The 13,605-nt window shown below is 76.2% G+C and carries 14 protein-coding genes; 9 read left to right on the top strand and 5 right to left on the bottom strand.

Going from position 1 to position 13,605, the window contains the following annotated elements; all coding sequences use genetic code 11:
- Nucleotides 1-2: 2 nt before the first annotated feature.
- Genes paaD through MODMU_RS11020 form a run of 4 tightly spaced genes read left to right on the top strand, consistent with a single transcriptional unit; the run spans nucleotide 3 to nucleotide 2,795 of the window.
- Nucleotides 3-497, top strand: a complete 495-nt coding sequence (gene paaD / locus MODMU_RS11035) for a 1,2-phenylacetyl-CoA epoxidase subunit PaaD (protein WP_231851835.1) — start codon at nucleotides 3-5, stop codon at nucleotides 495-497.
- Complete coding sequence (gene paaE, locus MODMU_RS11030) at nucleotides 497-1,573, top strand: 1,2-phenylacetyl-CoA epoxidase subunit PaaE (protein ID WP_014740316.1); 1,077 nt, start codon at nucleotides 497-499, stop codon at nucleotides 1,571-1,573. The genes paaD and paaE overlap by 1 nt, the downstream gene beginning before the upstream one ends.
- The gene (locus tag MODMU_RS11025) at nucleotides 1,570-1,962 is read left to right on the top strand and encodes a thioesterase family protein (protein WP_014740315.1); all 393 of its coding nucleotides are present in this window, start codon (nucleotides 1,570-1,572) and stop codon (nucleotides 1,960-1,962) included. The genes paaE and MODMU_RS11025 overlap by 4 nt, the downstream gene beginning before the upstream one ends.
- A complete protein-coding gene (locus tag MODMU_RS11020; RefSeq protein ID WP_014740314.1) occupies nucleotides 1,959-2,795 on the top strand; it encodes a helix-turn-helix domain-containing protein in 837 nt (278 codons plus the stop codon). Before MODMU_RS11025 ends, MODMU_RS11020 begins: the two co-directional genes overlap by 4 nt.
- 5 nt (nucleotides 2,796-2,800) lie before the next feature.
- On the opposite strand, the gene MODMU_RS28890 is transcribed toward MODMU_RS11020, so the two are convergent.
- Nucleotides 2,801-3,250, bottom strand: a complete 450-nt coding sequence (locus MODMU_RS28890) for a hypothetical protein (RefSeq protein WP_014740313.1) — start codon at nucleotides 3,248-3,250, stop codon at nucleotides 2,801-2,803.
- Nucleotides 3,251-3,375: 125 nt separating this feature from the next.
- Nucleotides 3,376-3,819 carry a cupin domain-containing protein gene (locus MODMU_RS11010; RefSeq protein ID WP_014740312.1) on the bottom strand — a complete coding sequence of 148 codons (444 nt, stop codon included), beginning with the start codon at nucleotides 3,817-3,819 and terminating at the stop codon, nucleotides 3,376-3,378.
- 216 nt (nucleotides 3,820-4,035) lie between these two features.
- Between MODMU_RS11010 and MODMU_RS28465 the strand changes: the two genes are divergently transcribed.
- The 5 genes from MODMU_RS28465 to MODMU_RS10990 all read left to right on the top strand — a co-directional run bounded on the left by MODMU_RS28465 (nucleotide 4,036) and on the right by MODMU_RS10990 (nucleotide 10,625).
- Entirely contained in the window at nucleotides 4,036-4,179 is a 144-nt protein-coding gene (locus tag MODMU_RS28465) for a hypothetical protein (RefSeq protein ID WP_166503454.1), read from the top strand.
- Between the two features lie 88 nt (nucleotides 4,180-4,267).
- Complete coding sequence (locus MODMU_RS11005; RefSeq protein WP_014740311.1) at nucleotides 4,268-5,569, top strand: hydroxyacid-oxoacid transhydrogenase; 1,302 nt, start codon at nucleotides 4,268-4,270, stop codon at nucleotides 5,567-5,569.
- Entirely contained in the window at nucleotides 5,566-8,385 is a 2,820-nt protein-coding gene (locus tag MODMU_RS11000) for an FAD-binding and (Fe-S)-binding domain-containing protein (RefSeq protein WP_014740310.1), read from the top strand. Before MODMU_RS11005 ends, MODMU_RS11000 begins: the two co-directional genes overlap by 4 nt.
- Nucleotides 8,386-8,415: 30 nt before the next feature.
- Nucleotides 8,416-9,948 carry an ATP-dependent DNA ligase gene (locus MODMU_RS10995; RefSeq protein ID WP_014740309.1) on the top strand — a complete coding sequence of 511 codons (1,533 nt, stop codon included), beginning with the start codon at nucleotides 8,416-8,418 and terminating at the stop codon, nucleotides 9,946-9,948.
- A 98-nt stretch (nucleotides 9,949-10,046) separates the two neighbouring features.
- Entirely contained in the window at nucleotides 10,047-10,625 is a 579-nt protein-coding gene (locus MODMU_RS10990) for a dihydrofolate reductase family protein (RefSeq protein WP_231851834.1), read from the top strand.
- A 158-nt stretch (nucleotides 10,626-10,783) separates the two neighbouring features.
- Here the strand turns inward: MODMU_RS10990 and MODMU_RS26955 are convergent, their stop codons facing one another.
- The 3 genes from MODMU_RS26955 to MODMU_RS10980 form a co-directional block, all read right to left on the bottom strand.
- Nucleotides 10,784-11,524 (bottom strand): HNH endonuclease signature motif containing protein, encoded by a 741-nt coding sequence (locus MODMU_RS26955; RefSeq protein WP_014740307.1) that lies wholly within the window; start codon nucleotides 11,522-11,524, stop codon nucleotides 10,784-10,786.
- Nucleotides 11,521-12,411: a hypothetical protein gene (locus MODMU_RS26950; protein ID WP_014740306.1), complete on the bottom strand. Its 891-nt coding sequence runs from the start codon at nucleotides 12,409-12,411 to the stop codon at nucleotides 11,521-11,523. The genes MODMU_RS26955 and MODMU_RS26950 overlap by 4 nt, the downstream gene beginning before the upstream one ends.
- A gap of 74 nt (nucleotides 12,412-12,485) precedes the next feature.
- The gene (locus MODMU_RS10980; protein WP_014740305.1) at nucleotides 12,486-13,583 is read right to left on the bottom strand and encodes a lysylphosphatidylglycerol synthase transmembrane domain-containing protein; all 1,098 of its coding nucleotides are present in this window, start codon (nucleotides 13,581-13,583) and stop codon (nucleotides 12,486-12,488) included.
- Between the last annotated feature and the right edge of the window lie 22 nt (nucleotides 13,584-13,605).

The following is a 13,605-nucleotide window of genomic DNA, read 5'->3' as shown; positions in this document are numbered from 1 at the left end:
CGGTGCTGGCCGACGCGCGGGCGGTCGCCGCGACGGTCACCGACCCCGAGCTGCCGATGCTCACCCTCGCCGACCTCGGGGTGCTGCGGGACGTCCGCGCCGAGGGCGGCACCGTCGTCGTGGAGATCACCCCGACCTACTCCGGCTGCCCGGCCATGGGCGTCATGCGCGCCGACCTGGTGCACGCCCTGCACCGGGCCGGGTTCGCCGACGTCGACGTCCGCACCGTGCTCTCCCCCGCGTGGAGCACCGACTGGATCAGCGACGAGGGCCGCCGCAAGCTCGCCGCCGGCGGCATCGCGCCACCCGGCCGCGCCCCGGTGCGCACCGCCGGTCCGGTGCCGCTGCAGCTGGGGCCCTCCCGGCGGACGGCGAGCTGCCCGCAGTGCGGGTCGACCGACACCGAGGAGGTCAGCGAGTTCAGCGCCACCGCGTGCAAGGCGATGCGCCGCTGCCGGGCCTGCCTCGAGCCGTTCGAGCACGTGAAGGAGATCTGATGACGTCGGTGCAGCGCCGGAGGCCGCAGTTCCACCCGCTCCGGGTGGCCGAGGTCGAGCGGCTCACCGACGACGCGGTCGCGGTGACCTTCGACGTCCCGGCCGAGCTGGCCGCCGACTACGCCTTCGCACCCGGTCAGGCGCTCACCCTGCGCCGGGTCGACGGTGACCGGGACGAGCGGCGCTCGTACTCGATCTGCGCGCCGGTCGGCGCCGCCCCGCGGGTCGGCGTCCGGGAGGTGCCCGGCGGCTTCTTCTCCTCCTACCTGGTCCACGAGGTGCGGCCCGGCGACGAGATCGACGTGCTGCCGCCGTCGGGCACCTTCACCGCCGACCTGTCCACCCCGGCCGACCACGTGTTCGTCGTCGCCGGCTCCGGGGTCACCCCGGTGCTCTCGCTCGCCGCCACCGTGCTCCGCGACGGCGAGTCGACCGTCACCGTCTTCTACGGCAACCGGCGGACCAACACGGTGATGTTCGCCGACGAGCTCGCCGACCTGAAGGACCGCTACGGCACCCGGCTGCAGCTGGTGCACGTGCTCTCCCGCGAGCCGCGGGACGCCGAGCTGACCAGCGGCCGGCTCGACGGCGAGCGGCTGCGCACCCTGGTCGGCGCGTTCGTCGACGTCCCCGAGGTCGACCACTGGTGGCTGTGCGGGCCGCACGGCATGGTCACCGACGCCCGCGCCCTGCTCACCGAGCTCGGCGTGCCGGTCGAGCGGGTGCACCAGGAGCTGTTCTACGTCGACGACCTGCCGCCGGAGCCGGTGCGCGGCGACGACCAGACGGTCGAGGGCCCCAGCTCGCAGGTGACGATCGTGCTCGACGGCCGCTCCACGACCCTGACGCTGCCCCGCGGCGTGCCGGTGCTCGACTCGGCGCAGCAGGTGCGCAGCGACCTGCCCTTCGCCTGCAAGGGCGGGGTGTGCGGCACCTGCCGGGCCCGGGTCACCGGCGGCGAGGTGGAGATGCGCCGCAACTACGCCCTGGACCCCGGCGAGGTGGCGCGCGGCTACGTGCTCACCTGCCAGACCCTGCCGCTGACCGACGAGGTCACGGTCGACTTCGACGCGTGATCCCCGTGCCCGTCGGTGCGACGGCGGAGCTGGTGGTGGTGGTGACCCCGGAGATGACCGTCCGGTTCGGCGAGCTCGGGCCGGTGCACCCGGTGTACGCGACCTACCGCATGGCCGAGCACTTCGAGGAGGCCGGGCGGAAGCTGCTGCTCCGCTCCCTCGAGCCCGGCGAGGCGGCCATCGGGCGGTCGCTGTCGGTCGAGCACCTCGCGCCCGCCTGGGTCGGTGACATGGTCCAGGTCACCGCAGAGTGCGTGGAGCTGCGCGGCAACCGGCTGACCTGCGCGTGCCGGGCCGTCGCGGCGGACGGCCGCGAGCTGGGGCACGGCAGCACCGTGCAGGTCGTCCTGCCGCAGCAGGCCCTCGACGACCGGCTCCGGCGGCCGTGACCGGCGACGGCGCCACGCGCCGGTCGGACGAGGTCGAGCGCGCCCACCTCAAGGACCCGCGCGACGCCTCGCACACGATGTCCCGCTACCCCGTGGACGACGAGTTCGCCGGGCTGCTGCGGCGGTTCTGGATCCCGGTGTGGTCGGTGCCGCCGGGGCTCGAGGCGCCGCAGAAGGTGCTGCAGTACCCGGTGGCCCTGGTCGTGGTGTCCGCGGAGTACGCCCGCTTCTACGGCGTGGTGCCCGGGCTGTCCACGACCACGCTGACCGGCGAGGGCTGGGCGGTGGGGCTGATGTGCGAGCCGGCCGCCGGCTCCCTGATCGCCGGCGGGTCGATGGCCGCGTACACCGACCGGTTCGTCGACGTCGCCGAGGTGCTGGGCGACGAGGGGAGGCGGATGGTCGCCCGGGTCCGCGGGGCGATGGCGGCCGACCCGCGCTCGCCGGCTGCGCACCGGGCCGCGATGGACGCCGTCGGGGACGCGCTGCACCGGTTCCTGCCGATCGACGCCGAGGGCGAGCAGGTCAACGAGCTCGTCGCGTTCGTCGAGCAGCGGCCGGACGTGACCCGGGTGGCCCAGCTGTGCGCGGAGACCGGGCTGTCCGAGCGGAGCCTGCAGCGGCTCGTGCACCGCCGGCTGGGGCTGACCCCCAAGTGGCTGGTCCAGCGGCGCCGGCTGCAGGAGGCGGCCGAGCGGCTGCGCTCTCGCGGCACCACCCTGGCCGAGGTCGCCGCCGCGCTGGGCTACGCCGACCAGCCGCACTTCAGCCGCGACTTCGCCCGGGTCACCGGGATGACCCCGGGCGAGTTCGCCGCGCTGCACGGCCGCTGAGCCCGCTACGGTTCGACGCCGCGGCGACCGCGCTCCTGCTCGACCGCGTGCTCGCCCTGCCCGCCGACCGGCGGCTCGGGCACCGGGCCGCGGTGGCCGCGGCGGTGCACGACCCGCGCGGCGAGCTGGGCCGGGTGCCGGTGCTCCAGGTGCACGCGCCGGAGGACGGCGGTGACCCGCGGCACCGCGCGCCCGCCGCGCCGGCGGACCGACGCCAGACCGTGCCCCGCGGCCCGCCGGAGCCCCTCCACCCGCGCGGCCGTCGGCCGGGCGGTGGCCACGACCCGGCCGAGCCGGGCCGCGACCCCGGAGGGCACCGGCTCTGCCGGCGGTGGGGGCGGGCGCCGGCGGCGGACCCGCTCGCGTTCCCACCGGGACGTGGTGCTGCGGGCGAGGACGGCGACGCCCACCGACAGCACCACGAAGCAGACGACGACCCACAGCAGCGTCCACATGCGGCTGCACCTCTCGCGACGGCCGCGACCGGTCCCGGCACCCGGAGTTCCGCCCGACGACGTGCCGAAGGTCCCGCCGTCCGGGTCGGCGGACAACCCGACACCCCCGCGCCGCAGCCGAACCGTTATCCGGCCCCGGCGAGCCCAGCGCGACGCGCGGGCAGGACGCCTCCCCCGGTCAGGACGGCCAGCGGCCGGCCGACCTCGACGAGGTAGGTGGAGACGATCCGCCCGGTCCCCGGGCCGAGGTCGCGGGCGTTGTGCGGGGTGCCCGGCGGGATGAGGAACCCCTCGCCGGCGCGCACCGTCCGGGTCGGCTGCCCCTCGATCGACAGCTCCACGGTGCCGCCGACCAGGTACCCCACCTCCTCCCCCGGATGGGTGTGCCAGCCGGACTCCATCCCCCGTGGGAGCTCGGTGAGCACCTGCACGATTTCCCGCCCGGGGACCGACGACGGACCGCGCTGGACCTCGGTGCGGGTGAGCCGTGCGGCGAGGTCGTCGCCGACCCGCATGACCGGGGCGGCGGACACGACGGTGGACGTGCGGAGGCTGTCGGCGACGGCCATGGCGGACTCCTCGGGGGTGCTGGTGCGGGTGCCCCCGTGCGTCCGCGGTGGCAGCCATGGTGACCCTCGGGCGACCCGCCGGGAAGCGGTCGGCGCACCGCTGATCCGTGGCTCACAGCTGCTTGACGGACGCCGCCGCGAGGACGACAGTTTGATATACGAACTGACGGCGCCGGGAGGACGCCGCAGGGATCGTGCAGCAGCAGGGACACCGCCATGACCAGCCTCCGCACCGCCCTCGCCCGCCGGCACCAGCTCCGCTCCCTCCGCCGTGACGGACGCGCACTCGAGCGGGCCGTCGCCGGCGCGCCGACCGTCGAGTCGGCCCACGAGCTCGCCGCACTGGCCGCCCGGCGCTGACCCGGGGGCCGCGGCGCGGCCGGCCTGCGCACCGCGCTCCCCGGGGGAGCAGGATGGGCATCCCCCGTCTGCTCAGCGAGGAGAGGCGATGTCGCAGCCCACGTCCACGTTCCAGCCCGCGAACCCCGAGAGCGTCTTCACCTACGGCGCGCCCCACCTGAAGTTCGGGGTGGGCGCCGCCGACGAGATCGGCTACGACCTCAGCCAGACCGGCGCTCAGCGGGTCCTGGTCGTCACCGACCCCGGGGTGGCCGCCACCGGCTCCCCGCAGCGGGTCGCCGACCAGATGACGACCTTCGGCATCGAGGCGCACGTCTTCGACGGTGCGCACGTCGAGCCGACCGACGAGAGCCTCCAGCACGCCGTCGACTGGGCCCGGGAGAACGGCCCCTGGGACGCGATCGTCGCCGTCGGCGGCGGGTCGAGCATCGACACCGCCAAGGCGGTGAACCTGATGACGACCAACCCCGGCGAGCTGATGGACTACGTCAACAAGCCGGTCGGCGGCGGCCGGGCGCCGGCGAACCCGCTGCACCCGCTGGTCGCCGTCCCCACCACGACCGGCACCGGCGCGGAGAGCACCACCATCTGCGTGCTCGACGTGCTGTCGCTGAAGGTGAAGACGGGCATCAGCCACGCCCGGCTGCGGCCGACGCTGGCGGTCATCGACCCCTCGCTCACCCGCACCCAGCCGGCCGGGGTGACCGCGGCGGCCGGGATGGACATCCTGTGCCACGCGCTGGAGAGCTACACCGCGCGGCCGTACACGACCTACGAGCACAAGCGGCCGGAGGAGCGGGTGCCCTACTGCGGGGCCAACCCGATCGCGGACATGTGGTCGGAGAAGGCGATGAGCCTGCTCGCCAGCTCCTTCCGCCGGGCCGTGCAGCACGGCGAGGACGACGAGGCGCGCGCGGAGATGGCGATGGCGGCCACCTTCGCCGGGATGGGCTTCGGGAACGCCGGCGTGCACATCCCGCACGCCAACGCCTACCCGATCGCCGGCCGGGTGAAGGACTTCTCCCCCAAGGACTACCCCGACGACCACCCGATGATCCCGCACGGCATGTCGGTGGCGCTCACCGCGCCGGAGGCCTTCCGGTTCACCTTCGACGCCAGCCCCGAGCGGCACCGCCGCGCCGCGCAGCTGCTCGACCCGCGCGCGGAGGAGCCGGGCGACGCCGCGGAGTTCCTGCCGGGGGTGCTGATCGCGCTGATGCGGGACATCGACATCCCCGGCGGGATCGGCGCGGTCGGCTACGACGAGGGCGACATCGGCGACCTGGTGCAGGGCACGCTCAAGCAGCAGCGGCTGCTGGCGACCGCACCCAAGGACGTCACCGAGGACGACCTCGAGGGCATCTTCCGCCGGTCGATCCGCCTGTGGTGACCCGGACGGCCGGGCCGGACGCCGCACTGGTCGAGGGCCTGCGCCGCGCCGGGGTCACCGACGTCGACGACTCGGGCCTGGCCCGGGCGCTGTACTCCACCGACGCCTCGCTCTACCGGGTGCTGCCGCGGGCCGTGGTGCGCCCCCGGCACCCCGACGAGATCGTCGCGACGCTGGCGGTCTGCCGGGAGCTCGGGGTGCCGCTGACCGCGCGCGGCGCCGGGACGTCGATCGCGGGTAACGCGGTCGGTCCCGGCGTCGTGTTCGACACCAGCCGGTACCTGTCCCGGGTGCACGCGATCGACCCGGAGGCGCGGACGGCGGTGGTCGACCCGGGCGTGGTCCAGGCGTCGCTGCAGGCCGCCGCCCGGCCGCACGGGCTGCGGTTCGGCCCGGACCCGAGCACGCACAACCGCTGCACGATCGGCGGGATGATCGGCAACAACGCCTGCGGCTCGCGGGCGCTGGGCTACGGCCGGACGTCGGACAACGTGGCCGCCCTCGACGTCGTCACCGGCGCCGGCACCCGGCTGCGGCTGAACGGCAGCGGTGCGCTGCCGGCGGAGCTGCGGGCGCTGGTCGACGCGCACCTGGCGGTGCTCCGCACCGAGCTGGGCCGCTTCGGCCGGCAGGTGTCGGGCTATGCGCTGGAGCACCTGCTGCCCGAGCGCGGCAGCGACCTGGCCCGGGCGCTGGTGGGCAGCGAGGGGACCCTGGCGCTGACCCTGGGCGCCACGGTGCGGCTGGTGCCCGAGCCGGCGGTGCGCGCGCTCGTCGTCCTCGGGTACCCCTCGATGCCGGACGCGGCCGACGCCACGCCGCCGCTGCTGGCCTACTCGCCGACCGCGGTCGAGGGGCTGGACTCGCGGATCGTCCAGCGGCTGCGGGACGTCCCCGCCGCCGTCGTCCCCGACCTGCCGCGGGGCCAGGGCTGGCTGATCGTCGAGCTCACCGGCGACGACGCGGGCGAGGTCGCCGACCGCGCCCGGCGGATGGCCGCGGCGTCCGGCGCGGTCGACACCCTGGTGGTCAGCGACCCGGCGGAGGCGGCGGCGATCTGGCGGATCCGGGAGGACGGCGCCGGGCTGGCCGGCCGGACCAGCGACGGGCGGCCGGCGCACGCCGGCTGGGAGGACGCCGCCGTCCCGGTCGAGCAGCTCGGCGACTACCTGCGCGACTTCGAGGCGCTGCTGGTCGAGCACGGCCTGCAGGGGCTGCCGTACGGGCACTTCGGCGACGGCTGCGTGCACGTCCGGATCGACTTCCCGTTCGGCGCGCAGCACGAGGACGGCGGCCGGCCGCGGTACCGGGCGTTCATCACCGACGCCGCCCGGCTGGTGGCCCGGCACGGCGGGTCGGTGTCCGGCGAGCACGGCGACGGCCGGGCGCGCGGCGAGCTGCTGCCGCACATGTACTCCCCGGAGGTCCTCGCGCTGTTCGCCCGGGTCAAGGGCGTGCTGGACCCCGACGACCTGCTCAACCCCGGCGTGCTGGTGCGCCCGGCGCCGTTCGACGCCGACGTCCGGGTCGCCGAGGTCGCGCCGCGCCGGCAGCACCTCGCGCTGGCCTACCGGCACGACGGCGGGGACCTCACCGCCGCGGTGCACCGGTGCACCGGCGTCGGGAAGTGCCGCGCCGACCTGACCGACGCCGGCGCGGTGATGTGCCCCTCGTACCTGGCCACCCGGGAGGAGAAGGACTCCACCCGCGGCCGCGCCCGGGTGCTGCAGGAGATGCTGGCGCCCGGCGGGCCGGTGCACGACTGGCGCTCGCCCGAGGTGCACGAGTCGCTGGACCTCTGCCTGTCCTGCAAGGGCTGCTCCCGGGACTGCCCGACCGGGGTGGACATGGCCGCCTACAAGTCCGAGGTGCTGCACCAGTCCTACCGGCGCCGGCTGCGGCCGCGGCCGCACTACGCGCTGGGCCAGCTGCCGCGCTGGTCGGACCTGGCGGCCCGGGCGCCCCGGCTGGTCAACGCGGTGCTCGGCTCCCGGCCCGGCGGCGCGCTGGCCAAGTGGGCCGCCGGCGTCGACCAGCGCCGCGACCTGCCCGCCTTCGCGCCGCGCACCTTCTCCGCCGGCTGGACCTCGCGCCCGGACGACGGCCGGCCGGCGGTCGCGCTGTGGGTGGACTCGTTCACCGACCACTTCGCCCCCGAGGCCGCCGCGGCGACGGTGCAGGTGCTGGAGTCCGCGGGCTACCGGGTCGTGCTGCCGCCCGACGACACCTGCTGCGCGCTGACCTGGATCACCACCGGCCAGCTGGACGCAGCGCGGCGGATCCTGCGGCGGACGCTGACCACGCTGGCCGGCTACGCCGACGCGGGCATGCCGATCATCGGGGTGGAGCCGTCGTGCACCGCCGTCCTGCGCGGGGAGGCCGCCGAGCTCGTCGCGGACCCGGTGGCCGAGCGGGTCGCCCGGGCCACCCGCACGCTGGCCGAGCTGCTGACCGGGACCCCGGGCTGGGAGCCGCCGTCGCTGGCCGGGGTGGAGGTGGTGGCGCAGCCGCACTGCCACCACCACTCGGTGCTGGGCTGGAGCACCGACGAGCGACTGCTGCGCCGGGCCGGGGCGACGCTGACCCGGGTGGGCGGCTGCTGCGGGCTGGCCGGCAACTGGGGCGTGGAGCGCGGGCACCACGACGTGTCGGTGGCGATCGCCGAGCACGCGCTGCTGCCCGCCGTCCGGTCGGCCGGCCCGGACGCCGTGGTCCTCGCCGACGGCTTCTCCTGCCGGACCCAGCTCGACCAGCTGGCCGGGCGGCCGGCGCTGCACCTGGCGCAACTGCTGGCCGCGCCACCGCGCAGCGGCTGACCGCTCCGGCGCGGGTGCCACCATGGCGGCGTGCTCCTCGCCGACGTCCTCGCCGTGTCCGCCGCGGTCAGCGCCACCCGCTCCCGGACGGCGAAGGCGCAGGCCATCGCCGACCTGGTCCGCCGGGCCGGGGACGCGGAGGTCGAGCCGGTCACCGCGTGGCTGTCCGGTGAGCTCCGGCAGGGCCGGCTCGGGCTGGGCTGGCGGACGCTGTCCCGGCTGACCGGCGAGCCGGCGGCGGAGCCCTCGCTGACCGTCGGCGCGCTCGACGCGGCACTCGACGAGCTGGCGACCACCTCCGGGGCGGGGTCCGCGGCCCGCCGGGACGCGTTGGTCGGCGCGGTGCTGGCGGCGGCGACCGAGTCGGAGCAGCAGTTCCTCGTCCGGCTGCTCACCGGGGAGCTGCGGCAGGGCGCGCTGGAGGGCGTGGTGCTGGACGCGGTCGCGCTGGCGGCGGACGTGCCGGCGGCCGCGGTACGCCGGGCGTTCATGCTCTCCGGCCGGCTGCCGGAGACCGCGGCCACCGCGCTGACTGGCGGGGTCGCGGCGCTGGACGCCGTGCAGCTGCAGGTCGGCCGTCCGGTGCGGCCGATGCTGGCCAGCCCGGGCTCGTCGCTGGACGCCGCGCTCACCGACCTGGGCAGCGAGGTCACCGTCGAGTTCAAGCTGGACGGCGCCCGCATCCAGGTGCACCGGGACGGCGACGTCGTCCGGGTGTGGACGCGGACGCTGCGCGAGGTGACCGACGGGGTGCCGGAGCTGGTGGACCGCATCCGCGCGCTGCCCTGCGAGACCGCCGTCCTGGACGGCGAGACGCTGGCGCTGGACGACGACGGCCGGCCGCGGCCGTTCCAGGACACGATGAGCCGGTTCGGCAGCGACTCCGCCGACGCGGGTGTGCTGCTGTCACCGTTCCTCTTCGACGTGCTGCACCTGGACGGCCGCGACCTGCTCGACGAGCCGCTGGCCGTGCGGCTGGACGCGCTGGCCGGGCTGCTGGCCGACGACGCGCACGCGGCGCTGCGGATGCCCGGCGTGCGGCGGCCCACCGCCGAGCAGGCGGCCGGCGTGCTGGACGACGCGCTCACCGCCGGCCACGAGGGCGTCGTGGTCAAGGCGCTGGACGCGCCGTACGCGGCCGGGCGGCGGGGCAAGGCGTGGCAGAAGGTCAAGCCGGTGCACACCCTGGACCTGGTCGTGCTCGGCGCGGAGTGGGGGTACGGCCGGCGGTCGGGGAAGCTGTCGAACATCCACCTGGGCGCCCGCGACCCCGACGGCGGCGAGCCGGTGATGGTCGGCAAGACCTTCAAGGGGATGACCGACGAGCTGCTGGACTGGCAGACCGCGACCTTCCCCGACCTGGCCGCCGAGCAGCCGCCGTGGGGTGTGCTGCTGCGGCCGGAGCTGGTCGTGGAGATCGCGCTGGACGGCGCGCAGCGCAGCCCGCGCTACCCCGGCGGCGTGGCGCTGCGGTTCGCCCGGGTGCTGCGCTACCGCCCGGACAAGACCGCGGCCGAGGCGGACACGATCGACGCGGTACGCGCCCTGCTCGCCGGCGGCTGACGGACGGCCGCTGAGTTCCGCCGGCCCGGCGGGTCTCCACCTCGACAGCGGCGGCAGCACCCGCGACCGCCGGGACAGGAGGAGCCGTGGGCCAGGTCGTGTCATCAGCGTCGATGTCGCTGGACGGGTACGTCGCCCTGCCGGACGACACCCCCGGCCCGCTCTTCGACTGGTACGACGCCGGGGAGGTCGAGGTGCGGACCGCCCGCGACGACCTGACCTTCCACCTGACGCCGGAGAGCGCCGCGCACTGGGCGGCGTGGACGGGGTCGCTGGGGGCGATCGTCGTCGGTCGCCGGCTGTTCGACCTCACCGACGGGTGGCAGGGCCGGCACCCGCTGGGCGTGCCGGTCGTCGTGGTCACCCACCGGCCGCCGCAGGGCTGGGCACACGCCGGACCCTCGACCGAGTTCCGCGACGACGTGGTCGCCGGCCTGGCCCGAGCCCAGGAGCTCGCCGGTGCCGCGGTCGTCGGGGTCGCGGCCGGCACGATCGCCAGCCAGTGCCTCGACCTCGGCCTGCTGGACGAGGTGGCCGTCGACCTCGTCCCCGTCGTCCTCGGTGCCGGCCGCCCGTACTTCACCGGCATCGCGCACGGACCGGCGCTGCTCGGCGAGCCGACCACGACGGTGCACGGCGACCGCGTCACGCACCTGGTCTTCCCGGTCCGGCGCTGAGGCGCTGGAGCACGGCGGCTGGACATCCCGACAGGTCGACATGTCGCCACGTCGCCAGCTCGACAGGTCGCCACGTGGACAGGTCGCCTCCTCGACAGGTCGCCACGACGACAGGTCGCCTCCTCGACTGGTCGCCACGACGACAGGTCGCCATGTCGTCAGAACGGTGGTGGGTCGTCCGCCGGGTCCGGGGGTGGGCCGCCGACCGGGACCGGGACGAGTTCGCCGGGCAGCCGGAGGCCCGGTGGTCTCGTGGTGCGGGTGACCCCGGAGGGAGTGGTGACGGACAGGACCCCGTCGTCGGTCATGGTGAACCGCCAGCCCGGTGCGTGGGTCTTCAGCCGGTGGTGCCGGCGGCACAGCGAGCACAGGTTCTCGCAGGCGGTCTGCCCACCCTCGGCGTGCGGGTGGACGTGGTCGGCCTCGGTCCACCGTGCCGGACGGCGGCAGCCGGGGTGCCGGCAGGTGCGGTCCCGGGCCTTGACGAACCGCTGCTGCGCCGGCGTCGGCCGGTACCGGTCCACCGGCGGCGGCCGGTCCAGCACCGCGCAGCCACAGCTGGTCCCGGTGCCGTGCTGCGGGCAGCCGCGGCGGACCAGCGCCTCCAGCTCACCCCGGGTCACCGTCGCCCGCAGCGCCCCGCTCTCCGGGTCGGTCAGCGAGATGCCCAGGCTGCCGCCGGTCGGTGCCTGCAACCCGCCCGGGCAGAGGGCGTCGAGCTGTTCCAGCAGCTCCCGCAGCTGCCCGGCGGTGATCGGCGCGCCGTCCACCGTCGCGGTGTCGGAGTCGGTCAGGGGCGTGAACGGTCGCAGGTCGCCGCCGGTCGGCCGGGTGCCCTCACCGGCCGACCGGGTGCTCAGCCCCGGCAGCGGGGCGATGACCCTGCAGGTGCGCGTCACCGCTCCCGGCTCGTGTCCCAGGGGCGGAGGATCAGGTCGGCCATGATCTGCGCCCGCAGCTGACCGATCGGCCGGGTGTCCCCGTCGGCCTTGGCCATCCGCGCGTAGCCGTCCACCGCGTCCCGGCACGCCGCCGCCACCGGCATCGGCAGGTCCGCCACCAGCTGACCCATCCCGTCCGCGGTTGCCCTGGCCTGCACGTCCATGCACTGCTCGGCCTTGCGCCGCCGCCGGTCCGCCGCCGCGGCGTCCACCGCGATCAACGCCGCCGCCGTCCGCTCCGCCAACCGCACCGGCGTCTCCCCCGCCAGCGCCCACTGCAGCGCCTGCGCCTCCACCTCACCGACCACGGCCGGGTCCACCCGGCCACCGGCAGCGGTCGACTGCCCACCGAGGGCCTTGACGATCGCGTTCGCCCGCGGCGGGTCGATCAACCCATCGGCCAACGCCGCCCACGTCGCCGGCAGCTCCCCCACCAACGCCAGCGACCGCTCCACCAGCTTCGTCGCCGCCTGCGGGGACAGCCCGGCCACCACGGCCAGCTCATCGGCGAAGAACTCCGACACCTGCACGGGCACCATCCCCGGCGTCCAGCCCTCCACCCGGTGCCCCGGCTGGTCCGCATCCCGGTCCTGGGTGGCCGGGCGGCGGCGGGCGAAGTCGGAGACCAACGCCGCCTCGTAGGCCGCCAGCTGCGACCGCAGGTCCCCCACCACCGCCAGCTCCCGCGCCAGCCCGGCATCGTCGAAGCCGCTCGGGTCGAGCACCTCCGACAACCGCGAGCGGCGCCGGCTCACCCCCGCCGGCGCCGGGCCCCAGCGGTCGGGGTCTACCGGGCGGGCAGGCGCCACCGTCACCGCCACCCCGAACCCGCCGGTCTCGAACACACGCTCAAGCTACGGGAGGGGTACGACAGTTCCGGGGGCCATCGCGGCACCGACCTGCAGTTACTCGACGACTCCTAGGCCCTCGCGGCGTCGTCCGGGGTGCGGCGCCGGCCGGCGGGGGTGGCGACCAGGAAGAGCGCGCCGATGCCGACGAGCAGCCAGAGGCTGACCAGCCGGTAGACCAGCACCGCCGGCACGGCCTGGCTCGCGGGCAGCCCGGCGGCGACCAGCGCGGAGGCGAGCGCCGTCTCCACCACGCCGATCCCACCCGGCGTGAGCCGGGCCGAGGAGGCGAGGGCGCCGGCGGCCCAGGCGAGCAGCAGCCCCTGCCAGGGCACCGGCGCGCCGACGGCGACCAGGGCGAGCGCGAGCGTGGCGACGTCCAGCACCCAGTTGGCGAGCGCGTAGAAGCCGGCGGCGCTCCCGGCGAGCGGGCTCAGCCGGAACGAGCCGAGCGAGCTGAGCAGCTCGTCGACCCGCAGGCCGACCCGGTCGCTGCGCAGCGCCGGCACCCACCGGCCGAGCACCGCGGCGGCCCGGCTGACCCAGCGCACGACCACCGCGCGGGTCCGCGCGTGCCGGAGCACCAGCACCAGCCCGGCGACCGGGACGACCCCGGCCACCGTGGCGAGGAACGCGCCGAGCGCCCCGACCAGCGACCCGGTCACCGCGGAGCCGACGGCGAGCACGACCGCCAGCGACGCGGTCGCCGCGATCCCGGAGACCGCCAGCGCCCAGCCCACCAGCCCGGTGCTGTTGCCCAGCGCGTGCAGCCGGCGGTAGGTGTACGCGGCGCTGGCCGCGGCACCGGCCACCGGCACCGTCGCCGAGATCGTGTTGCCCGCGTAGATCGTGCTCGTGGCGCTGCCCAGCGGCGCCGACCCACCGCCGGCGCGCAGCAGCCCGCGCTGCTGCTCCACCAGGCACTGCATCGACAGCAGCTGCACGACCGCCGCCAGGAGCACCCACTTCCAGGCGACCCCGACCAGCCCGTCCCACCACTCGGCGATCCGGTGCCGGAAGACGACGACCAGCACCACGGCCACCAGGACCAGCAGCCCGCGCAGCAGCAGCCCCATGGGCCGCCGCCGTCCGGCGGGCTCGACCACCGGGCCCTCGTCCGGGGCGGACAGCTGCCCGGCCGGCAGCGGCTGTCCTTCCTCCGGGCTCACCGCCCCATGGTCCCTGTCGACC

Source organism: Modestobacter italicus, from assembly GCF_000306785.1.
Classification (GTDB): Bacteria; Actinomycetota; Actinomycetes; order Mycobacteriales; family Geodermatophilaceae; genus Modestobacter; species Modestobacter italicus.
Note: the sequence above shows the minus strand (reverse complement) of the source record. Positions and strands in the feature narration are given on the sequence as shown.